This is a genomic window from Klebsiella sp. 2019SCSN059 (assembly GCF_021739525.1).
In the GTDB taxonomy this organism is placed as follows: Bacteria; Pseudomonadota; Gammaproteobacteria; order Enterobacterales; family Enterobacteriaceae; genus Klebsiella; species Klebsiella quasipneumoniae.
Map to the genome: position 1 here is coordinate 30,445 of NZ_JAKKOM010000020.1, position 16,207 is coordinate 46,651.

Consider the following 16,207-nt stretch of genomic DNA (forward strand, 5'->3'; position numbering starts at 1 on the left):
TTTGGCTGTCATAAAAAGAAAATTATTCCGTCATTGTATGGTCATGCTTGCAGGTAACCCTTTGAGTTATAAGTGTATTATTTGACGAAAAATCCCTTCTCCCGGCCTGTCATAAAACTGTCATAATTCGTACATTTTACTGTCACCTCTTTGACCTATTTTGCTCACCATAGCCTCGAAACAATGATTTACGAATCCCAGCAGGAGACATTATGAACGTTATGCGTACCACCGTCGCAACAGTTGTCGCCGCGACCTTATCGATGAGCGCTTTCTCTGCTTTCGCAGCAGCAAGCCTGACTGGCGCAGGTGCAACTTTTCCTGCGCCGGTGTATGCCAAATGGGCTGACACCTATCAGAAAGAAACCGGCAATAAAGTGAACTACCAGGGTATTGGTTCCTCTGGTGGCGTTAAGCAGATTATTGCCAACACCGTTGATTTCGGTGCTTCTGATGCTCCGCTGGCTGATGACAAACTGACCCAGGAAGGTCTGTTCCAGTTCCCGACCGTGATCGGCGGCGTGGTGCTGGCGGTTAACCTGCCTGGCGTGAAATCCGGCGAGCTGGTGCTGGATGGCAAAACCCTCGGCGATATCTATCTGGGTAAAATTAAAAAATGGGATGACGAAGCGATCGCTAAACTCAACCCGGGTCTGAAGCTGCCGTCGCAGAATATCGCCGTGGTTCGCCGCGCCGATGGTTCCGGTACCTCCTTCGTCTTCACCAGCTACCTGTCCAAAGTGAATGAAGAGTGGAAATCGAAAATCGGCGCAGGCTCTACCGTTAACTGGCCAACCGGTCTTGGCGGTAAAGGCAACGACGGTATCGCCGCCTTTGTTCAGCGTCTGCCGGGCTCGATTGGTTACGTCGAATACGCTTACGCCAAACAAAACAATCTGGCGTACACCAAACTGGTCTCTGCCGATGGCAAACCGGTTAGCCCGACTGAAGACAACTTCGCTAACGCCGCAAAAGGCGTTGACTGGAGCAAGTCTTTCGCTCAGGACCTGACTAACCAGAAGGGTGAAAATGCATGGCCGATCACCTCAACCACCTTCATTCTGGTGCATAAGGCGACTAACAAGCCTGAGCAGACCGCTGAAGTGCTGAAGTTCTTCGACTGGGCGTATAAAAACGGCGGGAAAGAAGCGAATGCGCTGGATTACGCATCGCTGCCGGAAAGCGTGGTTGAGCAGGTTCGTGCGGCATGGAAAACCAACGTCAAAGACAGCAGCGGTAAAGCGCTGTACTAACAGTAGATTTTTGACGAAGATGGCGGGGGCGTTCAGCGCTGCCCGCCCTACGGTTCAGACTGTAGGCCCGGAAGCGAACGCCACCGGGCATTTATTCGAACAAGCTTTAATACGTAAAGAGTAATCTATGGCTGCAACCAAGCCTGCATTTACCCCTCCGGGGAAAAAGGGTGACATGATTTTCAGTGCGCTGGTAAAACTGGCTGCGCTGATTGTGCTATTGATGCTGGGCGGCATCATCGTTTCCCTGATCATCTCTTCCTGGCCGAGCATTCAAAAGTTTGGCTTTGCCTTTTTGTGGACCAAAGAGTGGGATGCGCCCAACGAAATCTTCGGCGCGCTGGTGCCGATTTACGGGACCCTGGTGACCTCCTTTATCGCGCTGCTGATCGCCGTACCGGTGAGCTTCGGCATCGCGCTGTTTCTGACGGAACTGTCCCCCGCCTGGCTCAAGCGTCCGCTGGGCATTGCGATTGAGCTGCTGGCCGCGATCCCGAGTATCGTGTATGGCATGTGGGGCCTGTTTATTTTCGCCCCGCTGTTTGCGACTTACTTCCAGGAGCCTGTCGGTAACGTCCTGTCGACTATTCCGTTCGTCGGCGCGCTGTTTGCTGGCCCGGCGTTTGGTATCGGTATTCTCGCCGCTGGCGTTATTCTGGCCATCATGATCATCCCTTATATCGCCGCGGTAATGCGTGATGTTTTCGAACAGACGCCGGTGATGATGAAAGAGTCGGCCTATGGCATCGGCTGCACCACCTGGGAAGTGATCTGGCGCATCGTTTTACCATTCACCAAGAACGGGGTGATCGGCGGCGTGATGCTCGGTCTGGGCCGTGCGCTGGGTGAAACCATGGCGGTCACCTTTATCATCGGTAACACCTACCAGCTCGACAGCATATCGCTGTATATGCCGGGGAACAGCATTACCTCCGCGCTGGCCAACGAATTCGCCGAAGCCGAAACCGGTCTGCACGTGGCGGCGCTGATGGAACTGGGTCTGATCCTGTTCGTTATCACCTTTATCGTTCTGGCGGCGTCGAAGTTTATGATTATGCGCCTCGCGAAGAATGAGGGAGCACGCTAATGGCGACCATTGAAATGCAAAGCACCGCCGAGCTGGCGGAGTCTCGCCGCAAGATGCAGGCTAAACGCCGCATGAAGAACCGTATCGCCCTGGCGCTGTCGATGGCCACCATGGCGTTTGGTTTGTTCTGGCTTATCTGGATCCTGATGGCGACGATAACCCGCGGCTTCGACGGCATGAGCCTGGCGCTGTTTACCGAAATGACGCCGCCGCCGAATACCGCGGGCGGCGGTCTGGCCAACGCCCTCGCCGGCAGCGGCCTGCTGATCCTGTGGGCGACTATCTTTGGTACGCCGCTGGGTATCCTCGCTGGAATTTATCTGGCGGAGTATGGCCGCAAGTCGGTGCTGGCGGAAATTATCCGTTTTATTAACGATATTCTGCTTTCCGCGCCGTCTATCGTGGTTGGTCTGTTCGTCTACACCATCGTGGTGGCGCAGATGCAGCACTTCTCCGGCTGGGCGGGGGTGATCGCCCTGGCGCTGCTGCAGGTGCCTATCGTTATTCGTACCACCGAAAACATGCTGAAACTGGTGCCGGATAGCCTGCGTGAAGCGGCCTATGCGCTGGGTACGCCGAAGTGGAAGATGATCTCGGCGATCACCCTGAAAGCGTCCGTCTCGGGGATTATGACCGGGATCCTGCTGGCTATCGCCCGTATCGCCGGGGAAACGGCGCCCCTGCTGTTTACCGCGCTGTCCAACCAGTTCTGGAGCACCGACATGATGCAGCCGATTGCCAACCTGCCGGTGACCATTTTCAAATTTGCCATGAGTCCGTTTGCGGAGTGGCAGCAACTGGCATGGGCCGGGGTATTGATTATCACCCTGTGCGTCTTGCTGCTGAACATTCTGGCGCGCGTTATCTTCGCCAAGAAGAAACACGGTTAATTTTTGCGGCGCAGCGACAGCTGCGCTGAATGAGGAAGAGATTGAGATGAGTATGGTGAATACAGCCCCGGGTAAGATTTCAGTTCGCAACCTGAACTTCTACTACGGTAAATTCCATGCCCTGAAGAACATCAACCTGGATATCACCAAAAACCAGGTGACGGCGTTTATCGGTCCGTCAGGCTGTGGTAAATCCACCCTGCTGCGTACGTTCAACAAAATGTTTGAACTGTATCCGGAGCAGCGCGCGGAAGGCGAGATCCTGCTGGATGGCGACAACATTCTGACCAACACCCAGGATATCGCCCTGCTGCGTGCCAAGGTTGGCATGGTATTCCAGAAGCCAACGCCGTTCCCGATGTCCATTTACGACAACATCGCTTTCGGCGTGCGCCTGTTTGAAAAGCTGTCCCGTGCCGATATGGATGAGCGCGTGCAGTGGGCGTTGACCAAAGCCGCATTATGGAATGAAACCAAAGATAAACTGCACCAGAGCGGGTATTCTCTCTCCGGCGGTCAGCAGCAGCGCCTGTGCATCGCCCGCGGTATCGCGATCCGCCCGGAAGTCCTGCTGCTTGATGAACCTTGCTCAGCGCTGGACCCGATCTCTACCGGGCGTATCGAGGAGCTGATTACCGAGCTGAAGCAGGATTACACCGTCGTTATCGTGACTCACAACATGCAGCAGGCTGCGCGTTGCTCCGACCATACGGCATTTATGTATCTTGGCGAGCTGATTGAGTTCAGCAACACGGATGACCTGTTCACCAAGCCCGCGAAGAAACAAACTGAAGATTATATTACTGGCCGCTACGGTTGATTTGCCCTTGTGCTTTCAGGCTCTCACCAGTTGGGCAATCAGGAGACACCATGGACAACCTAAATCTTAACAAACATATTTCCGGCCAGTTCAACGCTGAACTGGAGTATATCCGCACCCAGGTGATGACCATGGGTGGGCTGGTGGAGCAACAGCTTTCTGATGCGATCACCGCCATGCATAACCAGGACAGCGATCTGGCGAAACGCGTGATTGACGGCGACAAGCAGGTCAACATGATGGAAGTGGCGATCGATGAAGCCTGCGTGCGCATCATCGCCAAGCGCCAGCCGACCGCCAGCGACCTGCGCCTGGTGATGGCGATCATCAAGACCATCGCTGAGCTGGAACGCATTGGCGACGTGGCGGATAAAATCTGCCGTACCGCGCTGGAGAAGTTTTCCCAGCAGCACCAGCCGCTGCTGGTGAGCCTCGAATCGCTGGGCCGCCATACGGTGCAGATGCTGCATGACGTGCTGGATGCCTTCGCGCGTATGGATCTCGACGAGGCGGTACGTATCTATCGCGAAGACAAGAAAGTCGACCAGGAGTATGAAGGCATCGTGCGTCAGCTGATGACCTACATGATGGAAGACTCGCGCACTATCCCCAGCGTTCTGACGGCGCTGTTCTGCGCGCGCTCCATCGAACGTATCGGCGACCGCTGCCAGAATATTTGCGAATATATTTTCTACTTCGTCAAAGGCCAGGATTTCCGTCATGTGGGCGGCGATGAACTGGATAAACTGCTCGCCGGAAAAGATCCGAAAGAGTAATAATCATTTTGTTTAATTCTGATAAATGGATTTATCAGAATTAGATATGATTCCTCCAGCGGCAGCGATATTGCTGCGATTATCGTCACAATTAACAGGCTGCCCGTTTGAGTTCTTCATTTTATCGCGTAACAATCAGTATCCACTGACTGAGCGCGCAAGCTCAGAATGTTTTAAACGGATTGTTACTGCGACAGCAGGCAAAACCTGATATTGCCCCCCCACGGCGGCGATATCAGGTTTTTTTATGCGCGCTAAGAATGAATTAATAAGGGTTGCTACCGCGATGCGCGGGCAAAACCTGAAGAGGATTATCTGTTTAGGCAGATCGTCTTCTTCGGGTTTTTTTGCTTTTTTCTCACCGCAAAAATAACAGCCCTCGCGCCCTTAAGCGGTATGGATACAGCTATTAGAACCCGCGCGACGCTTGTCGCTGTCGTATTTATTTATGCCAACATTTATATAAGGGAATATTATGTTTAGAAAAACCAGGATCGCTTCGGCGATGGTATTGCTGGCGCCGCTTTGTTATTCAACCACGCTGTTCGCGAGCCAGTTGACGGTAGAGCAACGGCTTGAGTTGCTGGAAAAAGCGCTTAGCGATACGCAAAAAGAGCTCAAAAAATATCAGGACCAGGAGAGAAAAAGAGACCAGATTTGGGCCACATGGTCTTCGCCTGCAGAGAGCCAGACGCGCACCGTCGCGGCGGCGGCAGGACCGAAAGCAGCAGTGAAACCGGATGCGGTACTGGTCAAAAATCAACAACCTGCCACAGACGGCGCGCCAGCCTACGGCGCGATGACGCTGAAAGACTTTAGCAAGTTCGTCAAAGATGAAATTGGCTTTAGCTATAACGGCTACTTCCGCTCGGGCTGGGGAACCGCCTCGCATGGCTCGCCAAAGTCGTGGGCCATTGGCTCGCTTGGCCGTCTGGGCAATGAATATTCCGGCTGGTTCGATCTGCAGCTGAAGCAGCGGGTGTTTCAGGAAGGTGATAAACGCGTCGACGCCATCGTGATGCTCGACGGGAACGTTGGCCAGCAGTATTCCACTGGCTGGTTTGGTGACAATGCCGGCGGCGAAAACTACATCCAGTTCTCGGATATGTACGTTAACACCAAAGGATTCCTGCCGTTTGCCCCGGAAGCCGATTTCTGGGTCGGCAAACACGGTGCGCCAAAAATCGAGATCCAGATGCTGGACTGGAAAACGCAGAGAACCGATGCGGCGGCTGGCGTGGGGCTGGAAAACTGGCAGGTAGGCGCCGGGAAATTCAATATCGCGCTGGTCCGGGAGGATGTTGATGACTACGATCGTTCTTTAAGCAATAAGCAGCAAATTAACACCAATACCCTCGATATCCGTTACAAAGAGATCCCGTTGTGGGATAAAGCCAGTCTGATGGTCAGTGGACGCTATGTCGCCGCCAACCAAAGTTCTTCTGAGAAATATAAAGAGGGCAATGAAGGCTATTATCCATGGAAAGATACCTGGATGGCCGGCACCTCGTTAACGCAAAAATTTGCTCACGGCGGCTTTAACGAATTTTCTTTGTTGCTGGCGAATAACTCCATTGCCAGCAGCTTCTCGCGCTATGCCGGATCCAGCCCCTATACCACCTTTAACGGTCGCTATTATGGCGACCATACCAATGGCACCGCCGTGCGCTTAACCTCGCAAGGGGAAACCTATTTACGCGATGACATTATTATGGCGAATGCCATCGTTTACTCCTTTGGCAACGACGTTTACAGCTACGAGACCGGGGCCCACTCCGATTTTGAATCCATCCGTACGGTCCTGCGGCCGGCCTATATCTGGAATAAATATAACCAGACCGGCGTCGAACTGGGGTACTTCAGGCAGCAAAACAAAGATGTGACCGGCAAGAAATATAACGAGTCCGGCTATAAGACCACGCTGTTCCATACCTTCAAAGTTAATACCAGTATGCTGACCTCGCGCCCGGAAATTCGCTTCTATGCCACCTATATTAAAGCGAAGGATATCGACCTGGATAAGGCCGCGAATAACACCACCCACATTTTTGAAGACGGTAAAAACGATCAGTTTGCCGTAGGGGCGCAGGCGGAAATCTGGTGGTGAGACGATAACAGAACGGACACAACGTAAGAGGAATAACGATGAAACGACATGCCATTTATTTCGCCCTCGCGCTGGCGGGCGCGGCGTTCACCATTCAGGCGGCACCGTTGCCAGCGATGCCCGAGCCCTCCCTGCCGGTGAGCCACTTTATCACTCAGGTTAACGCGGATAAGAGTATCACTTACCGCCTGTTTGCCCCTGATGCCCGGCGGGTTTCGGTGGTGACAGGCGCCACGCCGGACACCTTTGTCTCGCACGACATGGCCAAAGCGGACCACGGGGTCTGGACATGGAAAAGCGAGCCAATGAAACCCAATCTCTATGAATACTATTTTGATGTGGACGGCTTCCGCTCGGTGGATACCGGCAGCCGCTATCAGAAGCCGCAGCGTCAGGTGAACACCAGCCTGATTCTGGTTCCCGGCAGTATTCTTGACGATCGCCCGGTCGCGCACGGCGATCTGCGCACCCTTACCTATCACTCGAAGGCGCTGAATGCGGAACGGCGGCTCTATGTCTGGACGCCGCCGGACTATAGCGGCAGCGGCGAGCCGCTGCCGGTGCTCTATTTCTATCATGGCTTTGGCGACAGCGGGCTGTCGGCCATCGATCAGGGGCGTATTCCGCAAATCATGGATAACCTGCTGGCGGAGGGCAAGATCAAGCCTATGCTGGTGGTGGTCCCGGATACCGAAACCGATACCCCGGAAGCCATCGCGGAAAACTTCCCGCCGCAGGAGCGACGCAAAACCTTCTATCCGCTGAATGCGCAGGCGGCGGATAAGGAGCTGATGCAGGACATCATTCCGCTGATCGATGCCCGGTTTAACGTGCGTAAAGATGCCGACGGTCGGGCGCTGGCTGGCCTCTCTCAGGGCGGGTATCAGGCGCTGGTTTCCGGGATGAATCATCTGGAGAGCTTTGGCTGGCTCGCCACGTTTAGCGGCGTCACGACCACCACGGTGCCGAATGCCGGTGTGGAAGCGCAACTGAAACATCCTGAGGCGATCAATAAACAGCTGCGTAACTTTACCGTGGTCGTCGGGGAAAAAGATTCCGTAACCGGCAAAGACATCGCGGGTCTGAAAAGCGAACTGGAAAAACAGAAGATCAACTTTGACTATCACGCCTATCCCGGCCTGAACCATGAAATGGACGTCTGGCGCCCGGCCTACGCGGAGTTTGTGCAAAAACTGTTTAAATAGCCGGTGGGGGCGTTTAGCCCCCGCTTTCCGCGAGTGAAGAAAGACAAGATGAAAGTGATTGTGTCCCAAGATGATGGAGAGATAGCCGGTCGCCAGCCGTCCTGTTCTGGGCTAGATCATAGCGCTACCGGGCTACCTTTGCTGCCAACCGTCGCCCGGCTGGGCGACGCCGGGGGCTAGCGAGTGATATCCCAACCGCGCGCTTTCCACAATGCCGGCAGCGCAGCCAGATCGGTAAAGGTCGTCACGTTGGGATGAGCGATGGGCGGGTTGTGCGGATCGGCGCAGAAGTAGAACACCTCCATGCCGGCGGCTATTCCCGATTGTGCACCTGCCCTGGAATCATCAACCAGAATGCAGTTCTCAACGTTAACGCTCATCGCCTTTGCGGCATGGAACATCAGCGCCGGATCGGGTTTCCAGCGCTGAATATCGTAGCCGCTGTACAACCGGTCAGCGAAATGGCGCAGCAGGCCGGTGCGGCCGAGAGAGTGTTGCATCTTACTGACCGGGCCATTGGAAACCACGCACATCGGGACGCTTACCGCATCCAGCAGCGCCTGGGCTCCGGCAATCACCTCCAGTTCGCTATCAAACAGGCGGGCGACTTCCGCACGGTAAATCGGCTCCAGAGTGGCCTTTTGCAGGTTAACGCCATGCTCGGCGTTGATGGTGTCGATTATTTCGTACAGTTTTACGCCTTTGAAGCGCTTAAAAATCTCTGCCAGCTCCAGCGTAATGCCAAATTCCTGGAACATGTGCACGTAGGCGCGGGAGCAAATCACCTCGCTGTCGACCAGCGTGCCGTCACAGTCAAAAAATACTGCTTCTGGTTGAGTCATAGCCATTCCATATTAACAAGTTTAACGTTTTCGTCATGTCCAATGCCGCGACGCAATCGTTGCCGTATAAGCAAAATAAATGAAAAAAATTACCATACAACCGCGCCTGGTGCTGTAATTTGGTATAGGATAGCGTCGAATTTTCCCTCCTTACGTTCGGAAACCGATAATGAGTCAACAACAAACCAGCCAGTCTTCTGGCCAGGGTCTGCTGGAGCGCGTATTTAAACTGCGCGAGCACGGCACCACGGTGCGCACGGAAGCCATCGCCGGTTTCACCACGTTCCTGACGATGGTGTATATCGTTTTTGTTAACCCACAAATTCTTGGCGTAGCGGGCATGGATACCAGCGCCGTGTTTGTGACCACCTGTCTGATTGCCGCTTTCGGCAGTATCCTGATGGGGCTGTTCGCGAACCTGCCGGTCGCCCTGGCGCCGGCGATGGGCCTGAACGCCTTTTTCGCCTTTGTGGTGGTGCAGGCGATGGGCCTGCCGTGGCAGGTCGGGATGGGCGCGATTTTCTGGGGCGCCGTCGGCCTGCTGCTGCTGACGATCTTCCGCGTACGCTACTGGATGATCGCCAATATTCCGCTGAGCCTGCGCGTGGGCATCACCAGCGGTATCGGTCTGTTTATCGGTATGATGGGCCTGAAGAACGCCGGGGTTATCGTCGCAAACCCGGAAACGCTGGTCAGCATTGGTCATCTGACCTCCCACAGCGTGCTGCTGGGCGTGCTGGGCTTCTTTATCATCGCGATTCTGGCGTCGCGCAACATTCATGCCGCGGTTCTGGTCTCTATCGTGGTGACCACCCTGCTGGGCTGGATGCTGGGTGATGTACACTACACCGGAATCGTCTCGGCGCCGCCGAGCGTGACTTCGGTGATCGGTCATGTCGATCTGGCGGGCTCCCTGAATCTGGGCCTGGCCGGGGTGATCTTCTCCTTTATGCTGGTCAACCTGTTTGACTCCTCCGGGACGCTGATCGGCGTGACGGATAAAGCGGGTCTGGCGGACGCCAACGGTAAATTCCCGCGCATGAAGCAGGCGCTGTTTGTCGATAGCGTCTCGTCGGTGGCAGGCTCCTTCATCGGCACCTCGTCGGTAACAGCGTATATCGAATCCTCCTCCGGCGTTTCCGTGGGCGGGCGCACAGGCCTGACCGCCGTGGTCGTCGGTATCCTGTTCCTGCTGGTTATCTTCCTCTCTCCGCTGGCGGGGATGGTTCCGGCCTATGCGGCAGCTGGCGCGCTGATTTACGTCGGTGTGCTGATGACCTCAAGCCTGGCGCGCGTGAAGTGGGATGACCTGACGGAAGCGGTACCGGCGTTTATCACCGCGGTGATGATGCCGTTTAGCTTCTCGATCACCGAAGGCATTGCCCTGGGCTTTATCTCCTACTGCGTGATGAAAATTGGCACCGGCCGTCTGCGCGACCTCAGCCCTTGCGTCATTATCGTCTCGCTGCTGTTTGTGCTGAAGATTGTCTTTATCGATGCACATTAATCCGCACGTATGATGAAAAAGCCCGGCATCGCTGCCGGGCTTTTTTTATGCTTTAACCCGCTGAATATAGTCGCCAAAGGCAGTCAGCTGGCCGCGCAGATGGTCGAGGGTGCTCTGATCGACCACTTCACCCGACTGCGGATCCACTTTGTTCTGGATCACGCCACCCATAAATTCCGGTTTATTCATCACCATCGCATCGAGGAACACCAGAATCTGCCGCAGATGATACTGGCAGCGCGCGCCGCCGATGGCACCCATAGAGCTGGTTTGAATCAGCACCGGCTTGCCGGACAGCGGCTGCTCGGGCAGGCGTGAAAGCCAGTCGATGGCGTTTTTCAGGCCGCCAGGCACGGAATAGTTATACTCGGGGGTGACAATCACCACGCCATCCGCCTCGCGGATCTGCTGCGCAATCTCCTGCACGCTCTGCGGGAATCCCTCTTCCTCCTGAATATCAGCATCGTACAGCGGAATATCGCCGATCGACGGCAGCGCGGAGATGTGCATACCCGCCGGCGCGATGCCGGGCAGGGTACGCGCGACCATTCCATTAAACGACCCTTTACGCAGGCTGCCGAGTAGCGTAACCACTTTCAAGGTATCTGACATGATTGCTCCTTTGGATCATGTTGCCGGCAAGACCGGTCAATTGAGGGATAAGGTTTTTTCCGTGGGCAGACTGGTAAAGCGCATCAGGCGGGCTGAGGGTTCGCGTGCGCGGCGCTGAGCGTCCGCCAGGCTGTGCCAGTCGCCTCCCTTAGCATCATACTCCCAGACCTTCAGCGGGCCGATATTCGGGGTAGCGGCAATCGACCACACCAGCAGCGATTCGGCGTCACAGACGGCTTCGATCGGCAGGCTGCCGGCGGTACGCAGGCGGCCGGAGCCAGGCAGCAGCTGCAGCTGCGTTGATGTCTCACCGGTCAGCTTCAGCACGCTGCGGCGCAGCGCCACCAGCTGGCTGCGCGCTTCGTCCGGGTCATGCTGAATGTTAATCCACAGATTCTCATTGTTACTGAAATTTTGCCGGTCGGCGTCGTGGCTGCGAACGGCGCGCTGCAGCTCCATGTCGAGGCCGCAATCCCCCTCGGTGGTCAGCGCCACGCCAACGATATTGCCAGTATAAGAGATAGAGAAGCGGGGAAGGTGACGATCGCTAAAAACCGGTCTGCCATTGGCTTCGTTAACGATTTCAGGCAGCTCGCTGATGCCGTAAAGCATAAACAGCAGTTCGGCGAGCAGCGACCGCGAAGCGCGAAAGCGGGCTTGCCGGTATTCAGGGAGCCGACGTGCGGATTGATGACAGGCCGCTGACAAACGTGTCGATAGCGGCTCCCCGGTACTGAGTATCCCTCGTGCAAAATGCGTTGCCATACGTCGCTCCGTGAGTAATGGTCTGAATAAAACGGCGGGCGCTATTATCGCCTGGTATTAACAGGTTTTAATGCCGAAATCCCCCCTTGAAAAGGGAATTTGTTTGAATTTTACAAATTCTTGCGCAAATAAGGTGCTATGGGCACGAAACAAGGCTTACAGCGTACCGGAATAGAGCGCTTTCAGCGTATCTCTAAGCCAGACAAGCTTCGGGTTGTAGCTGTTGCGTTTATGCCATAGCAAGGTGAAGGGGACGCGAAGCTTTTCCAGATGCTGCGGCTCCAGCGGCAGCGGTCGGGAGACCAGCGGTAGCTGGTGCTGCTGATTATAGTGCTGGCAGTAGCGCGGCGCGGTGGCCAGCATGGTGTGCTGCGGCTGGGCCGCCATAAAGAGGGATTGCTCAAACCCCGGCACGGTCAGCGCCACGTTACGTTTATGCCCCAGCTCCTGCAGCACGTCGTCCAGCGCCCAGGTATCGCGTTGTTCCCAGCAGATGGTGATATGCGGATAGCGTAAGAATGCCGCCAGATCCCACTCCTCCCTGAGTGCCGGATGATCGGCGCGCAGCCAGACCTGCGGCAGGTCGGTGAACAGCACATCAAAATCGATATACCACGGCAGCAGGCTTAGCAGCTCTCGCGACTGCGGATGGCTTTCGCGCCCGCAGAAGCCGATATCCACCTCGCCGCGAATGATGGCGTCTAGGGAGTCGTAGTCCCAGTTGCGCAAACGAATCAATGCCTGCGGATAGCGCTGATAGATGCGCTGGGAGAGGGTGTTAAACAGGATCATCAGCAGCGGCGTTTCCGCCGCCAGCTCGAACTTGAGGCCGCTCGGCATGGTGTGGTGCGGTTTATCGAGGATCTGGTTGCCCATCTGCATCCAGTCCGCCAGATCCTGCTCCATGCTGCTGACCAGCGGCGTGGGCGCCAGGCCCAGCGGCGTTTTGACAAACAGCGGATCGTCAAACCAGGCGCGCAGTTTGGCCAGCGACTTGCTCACCGCCGAGGGCGAAACGTTCATCCGCTTCGCCGTACGGGTAACGCTGAGCTCCTGGGTCAGGAGCTGCAGGCAGAGGAGTAAATTAAGATCGAGACTCGAAAGCGGCTTCTTCATCGTGTTGCGCAACCCGCGGTGGGGTAGCGACCAGTAGCAGAACAAGACTCACTATGCTACAGGCAATGAGTATCCCGATCAGCATATTCATTGCGCTGAGTCCGATGATAGCGGCGAGCCATATCCACAGCGACGAACCGCACACCTGCGCGATGCCGAGGGCCGAGCTGGCGACACCGGCGCGCAGCGTGAATGGCCCCAGGGCCTGGCTCATCGCGACGCCGAAGCCGACGGAGAAGCCGGCGCAAATCATGCCCAGCCCGACCAGGGTGACGGCCTGGTGGGTGGCGAGGCTCAGCGCCACGCCTGCCGCCAGGAACAGCAGCTGCGAGGTTATCATCAGGGTGCGCGGTTTAAACAGCGACAGGGCGAACGGCGTCGAGAAGGAGACCGCCATGCTGACCATCGCCATCAGCGCCATCGTCATGGAATAGGTGCCGCGATCGAACCCCATCTCCTCCATCATCAGTACCGGCGAGACGTTCACGTAGGTGAGGATCGCCGTTACGCTGAGGGTGGTGATGAGAATGCGGCTGAGGAAAAAGCGATTCAACAGCGATTCATCCGCGCCATGCTGCGGCATAGCCGTCTGCGGAGGCTCCGTCGGACGCGTCTCGCGCAGGATAAATACCGCCAGTAAACCCACCGTTACCCCCATGCCGATCATGGTGTAGAACAGACTCTGCCACGGGAATTTCAGCATGATCAGGTGGCCGAGCACCGGCGCCAGAACGGGGATGATGCAGGTAATGCCGTTGAGCAACGACAGCACTTTGGCCCGCCGACGGTCGTCCAGCGTATCGCGCAGAATAGCGAAAGCCACCACGTAGCAGCAGCCGGCGCCGATTCCCTGGATAAAGCGTCCGGTAAGGAAGTGGCTGCTGGTGTGCGCCTGCGCGCAGAGCAGGGAGGCGATAACAAAGATCGCCGCGCCCACAATGGCGACAGGCTTGCGCCCCGAGCGGTCGGCGATACGGCCAGCAAACAGCATCGCGGAGGCCATTCCGGCCAGATAGACCGAGAAGGCGATATGTAATTGCGCCTCGCTGGCTCCCAGATCCTGAGCAATACGCGGCAGGCCGACGAGATACATATCGATGCCGGAGGGATAGAGCAGAACCAGGGCAAAGCTGCAGAGAAGAAAGCGTGTCATGAGATCCTCGCGATGTGAATGGCGTTCAGCATAGTGAGATACGCTCCGCAAGACGAGTTGCCATTTGGACAACGCTATTTTCCTGGCAGGAAACGCGAACTAGCGGCCCCGGCGTCGCCAGACGCGGGCCATCCCTTCGCTTTCCGGCCGAACGCTTTCGAAGCCAAACTTCGCGTACAGCTCCGGAACATCCGCCACCAGCGTAACGTAGGCGCCGTCAAAGGCGTTCGCATCCAGCCAGGCGACCAGTTTCTCCATCACCAGCCGGCCAAGGCCCTTCCCCTGGTGAGCCGGATCGACGGCGACGTCGACAATGTCGAAATTAATCGCGCCGTCGCCGACGATGCGCCCCATGGCGATCGGCGTCTCCTGCCAGAGGATATGTACGCCATAACAGCTTTGCGGCAGCCCGGCTCTGGCGCCTTCTACGGGGCGCGGCGACATGCCCGCTACCACCCGCAGGTGGCAAAACGCTTCGGCGGAGGGCACCTTCTCGATCACGGTATATTCAACGGTCATGCTTTAGTCTCGTGGTTAGGGGGAGATAAAAGTAGAGAACGTTGCGCCGCAAAGGGCAAGAAAAAACCCGCATTAACGCGGCGCTAATGCGGGTGAGTGAACGTTTACGGACTAAACGTTATTTGCCGATACAGAAGCTGGAGAAGATGCGGCCCAGCAGGTCGTCGGAGGTGAACTCCCCGGTGATCTCGCTCAGCGCCTGCTGCGCGAGACGCAGCTCTTCCGCCAGCAGCTCGCCGGCCCAGGCGCCCAGCAGCTGGGCTTTGCCCTGCTGCAGATGGTTCGCCGCCTCTTCCAGCGCCTGCAGATGGCGACGGCGGGCGAGGAAGCCGCCTTCCATATTGGTATCGAAGCCCATGCTCTGCTTGAGGTGATTACGCAGCACCTCGACGCCTTCGCCGGTGCGTGCCGACAGGCGGATCAGTGAGTGGCCATTTACTTCGCTGATACCCAGCGCTTCGCCGGTAACATCGGCTTTATTGCGCACCACGGTAATCGGCAGTTTAGCGGGCAGGCGCTCGATAAAATCTGGCCAGATCTCCGCCGGGTCAACGGCGCTGGTGGTGGTGCCATCGACCATAAACAGCACCCGGTCAGCCTGCGCAATCTCCTGCCAGGCGCGCTCGATGCCGATACGCTCCACTTCGTCATTGGCGTCGCGCAGGCCCGCGGTATCAATGATATGCAGGGGCATGCCGTCGATATGGATATGCTCGCGCAGCACATCGCGGGTGGTGCCCGCAATGTCGGTGACGATCGCCGCTTCGCGGCCCGCCAGGGCGTTCAGCAGGCTTGATTTACCGGCATTTGGCCGCCCGGCGATCACCACTTTCATCCCTTCGCGCAGCAGACTGCCCTGACGGGCTTCGGCGCGGACGGCGTCGAGGTCGACCATCACCTCGTTCAGCTGGGCTTCAATTTTGCCGTCGGAGAGGAAATCAATTTCTTCATCCGGAAAATCAATCGCCGCTTCCACGTAGATGCGCAGGTGAGTGAGCGCTTCCACAAGGTGGTTCACCCGCGCGGAGAACGCCCCCTGCAGCGAGTTCAGCGCCGAGCGCGCCGCCTGTTCTGAGCTGGCGTCGATAAGATCGGCGATGGCCTCTGCCTGCGCCAGGTCGAGCTTGTCGTTAAGGAACGCGCGCTCGGAGAATTCGCCCGGTCTGGCGATGCGCAGGCCCGGCAGGGTCAGAATACGTTTGAGCAGCAGGTCAAGAATGACCGGGCCGCCGTGGCCCTGCAGCTCAAGCACATCTTCCCCGGTAAAGGAGTTCGGCCCGGGGAACCACAGCGCAATCCCCTGATCCAGCGGCGTACCGTCAACGTCGTTGAACGGCAGGTAGTCGGCATAGCGCGGCTTCGGCAGCTTGCCGAGTACCGCCTGCGCGACGTCGCGCGCTTTGAGGCCGGAGATACGCAGGATGCCCACACCCCCGCGTCCCGGTGGGGTTGCCTGGGCGACGATAGTGTCGTTATGGCTCATGGTGACTCTCTATGTAGATGTAAAAAAGGCGGTCCATTGACCGCCTTCTCTGGCATTAACGTTACCGTAACT

Annotated in this window: 15 protein-coding genes; 8 read left to right on the plus strand and 7 right to left on the minus strand. The window is 56.7% G+C overall.

The genetic code is table 11. The annotated features are described in order from the left end of the window. Positions 1-212: 212 nt before the first annotated feature. From pstS to L2I46_RS18985, 7 genes are all read left to right on the plus strand, one after another. Positions 213-1,253 (plus strand): phosphate ABC transporter substrate-binding protein PstS, encoded by a 1,041-nt coding sequence (gene pstS, locus L2I46_RS18955; RefSeq protein WP_023291471.1) that lies wholly within the window; start codon positions 213-215, stop codon positions 1,251-1,253. A gap of 127 nt (positions 1,254-1,380) precedes the next feature. Next, complete coding sequence (gene pstC / locus L2I46_RS18960) at positions 1,381-2,340, plus strand: phosphate ABC transporter permease PstC (protein ID WP_004145004.1); 960 nt, start codon at positions 1,381-1,383, stop codon at positions 2,338-2,340. Next, a complete protein-coding gene (pstA, locus tag L2I46_RS18965; protein ID WP_023291470.1) occupies positions 2,340-3,230 on the plus strand; it encodes a phosphate ABC transporter permease PstA in 891 nt (296 codons plus the stop codon). The genes pstC and pstA overlap by 1 nt, the downstream gene beginning before the upstream one ends. Before the next feature lie 46 nt (positions 3,231-3,276). Beyond that, positions 3,277-4,050: a phosphate ABC transporter ATP-binding protein PstB gene (pstB, locus tag L2I46_RS18970; RefSeq protein ID WP_004145006.1), complete on the plus strand. Its 774-nt coding sequence runs from the start codon at positions 3,277-3,279 to the stop codon at positions 4,048-4,050. A 50-nt stretch (positions 4,051-4,100) separates the two neighbouring features. Further along, positions 4,101-4,826 (plus strand): phosphate signaling complex protein PhoU, encoded by a 726-nt coding sequence (phoU, locus tag L2I46_RS18975; protein ID WP_004145007.1) that lies wholly within the window; start codon positions 4,101-4,103, stop codon positions 4,824-4,826. A gap of 475 nt (positions 4,827-5,301) precedes the next feature. Beyond that, positions 5,302-6,933 carry a carbohydrate porin gene (locus tag L2I46_RS18980; RefSeq protein ID WP_236948142.1) on the plus strand — a complete coding sequence of 544 codons (1,632 nt, stop codon included), beginning with the start codon at positions 5,302-5,304 and terminating at the stop codon, positions 6,931-6,933. A gap of 38 nt (positions 6,934-6,971) precedes the next feature. Continuing rightward, the gene (locus L2I46_RS18985; RefSeq protein ID WP_236948143.1) at positions 6,972-8,138 is read left to right on the plus strand and encodes an esterase; all 1,167 of its coding nucleotides are present in this window, start codon (positions 6,972-6,974) and stop codon (positions 8,136-8,138) included. 176 nt (positions 8,139-8,314) lie between these two features. Here the strand turns inward: L2I46_RS18985 and yieH are convergent, their stop codons facing one another. Continuing rightward, positions 8,315-8,980 (minus strand): 6-phosphogluconate phosphatase, encoded by a 666-nt coding sequence (gene yieH, locus L2I46_RS18990; protein WP_236948144.1) that lies wholly within the window; start codon positions 8,978-8,980, stop codon positions 8,315-8,317. Positions 8,981-9,149: 169 nt separating this feature from the next. On the opposite strand from yieH, the gene L2I46_RS18995 reads away from it, so the two are divergent. Beyond that, positions 9,150-10,487, plus strand: coding sequence for an NCS2 family permease (locus L2I46_RS18995; protein ID WP_023291466.1), 1,338 nt, complete (start codon positions 9,150-9,152; stop codon positions 10,485-10,487). 45 nt (positions 10,488-10,532) lie between these two features. On the opposite strand, the gene L2I46_RS19000 is transcribed toward L2I46_RS18995, so the two are convergent. From L2I46_RS19000 to mnmE, 6 genes are all read right to left on the minus strand, one after another. After that, positions 10,533-11,099, minus strand: coding sequence for an NADPH-dependent FMN reductase (locus L2I46_RS19000; protein ID WP_023291465.1), 567 nt, complete (start codon positions 11,097-11,099; stop codon positions 10,533-10,535). Between the two features lie 36 nt (positions 11,100-11,135). After that, complete coding sequence (locus tag L2I46_RS19005; RefSeq protein WP_072096716.1) at positions 11,136-11,711, minus strand: 4'-phosphopantetheinyl transferase family protein; 576 nt, start codon at positions 11,709-11,711, stop codon at positions 11,136-11,138. Between the two features lie 309 nt (positions 11,712-12,020). Then, positions 12,021-12,980 (minus strand): HTH-type transcriptional regulator YidZ, encoded by a 960-nt coding sequence (yidZ, locus tag L2I46_RS19010; RefSeq protein ID WP_004202291.1) that lies wholly within the window; start codon positions 12,978-12,980, stop codon positions 12,021-12,023. Next, positions 12,949-14,133, minus strand: a complete 1,185-nt coding sequence (locus L2I46_RS19015; protein ID WP_065805541.1) for an MFS transporter — start codon at positions 14,131-14,133, stop codon at positions 12,949-12,951. The genes yidZ and L2I46_RS19015 overlap by 32 nt, the downstream gene beginning before the upstream one ends. Positions 14,134-14,232: 99 nt before the next feature. Beyond that, the gene (locus L2I46_RS19020; protein ID WP_023291462.1) at positions 14,233-14,652 is read right to left on the minus strand and encodes a GNAT family N-acetyltransferase; all 420 of its coding nucleotides are present in this window, start codon (positions 14,650-14,652) and stop codon (positions 14,233-14,235) included. Between the two features lie 118 nt (positions 14,653-14,770). Beyond that, complete coding sequence (mnmE, locus tag L2I46_RS19025; protein ID WP_023291461.1) at positions 14,771-16,135, minus strand: tRNA uridine-5-carboxymethylaminomethyl(34) synthesis GTPase MnmE; 1,365 nt, start codon at positions 16,133-16,135, stop codon at positions 14,771-14,773. Positions 16,136-16,207 lie beyond the last annotated feature (72 nt).

Coding starts and splice junctions, on each gene's coding strand:
- pstA (WP_023291470.1), top strand. CDS start 2,340: ATGGCGACCATTGAAATGCAAAGCACCGCCGAGCTGGCGGAGTCTCGC.
- yieH (WP_236948144.1), bottom strand. CDS start 8,980: ATGACTCAACCAGAAGCAGTATTTTTTGACTGTGACGGCACGCTGGTC.
- L2I46_RS18980 (WP_236948142.1), top strand. CDS start 5,302: ATGTTTAGAAAAACCAGGATCGCTTCGGCGATGGTATTGCTGGCGCCG.
- pstS (WP_023291471.1), top strand. CDS start 213: ATGAACGTTATGCGTACCACCGTCGCAACAGTTGTCGCCGCGACCTTA.
- L2I46_RS19000 (WP_023291465.1), bottom strand. CDS start 11,099: ATGTCAGATACCTTGAAAGTGGTTACGCTACTCGGCAGCCTGCGTAAA.
- mnmE (WP_023291461.1), bottom strand. CDS start 16,135: ATGAGCCATAACGACACTATCGTCGCCCAGGCAACCCCACCGGGACGC.
- L2I46_RS19020 (WP_023291462.1), bottom strand. CDS start 14,652: ATGACCGTTGAATATACCGTGATCGAGAAGGTGCCCTCCGCCGAAGCG.
- L2I46_RS19005 (WP_072096716.1), bottom strand. CDS start 11,711: ATGCTTTACGGCATCAGCGAGCTGCCTGAAATCGTTAACGAAGCCAAT.
- pstB (WP_004145006.1), top strand. CDS start 3,277: ATGAGTATGGTGAATACAGCCCCGGGTAAGATTTCAGTTCGCAACCTG.
- pstC (WP_004145004.1), top strand. CDS start 1,381: ATGGCTGCAACCAAGCCTGCATTTACCCCTCCGGGGAAAAAGGGTGAC.
- L2I46_RS18995 (WP_023291466.1), top strand. CDS start 9,150: ATGAGTCAACAACAAACCAGCCAGTCTTCTGGCCAGGGTCTGCTGGAG.
- phoU (WP_004145007.1), top strand. CDS start 4,101: ATGGACAACCTAAATCTTAACAAACATATTTCCGGCCAGTTCAACGCT.
- yidZ (WP_004202291.1), bottom strand. CDS start 12,980: ATGAAGAAGCCGCTTTCGAGTCTCGATCTTAATTTACTCCTCTGCCTG.
- L2I46_RS18985 (WP_236948143.1), top strand. CDS start 6,972: ATGAAACGACATGCCATTTATTTCGCCCTCGCGCTGGCGGGCGCGGCG.
- L2I46_RS19015 (WP_065805541.1), bottom strand. CDS start 14,133: ATGACACGCTTTCTTCTCTGCAGCTTTGCCCTGGTTCTGCTCTATCCC.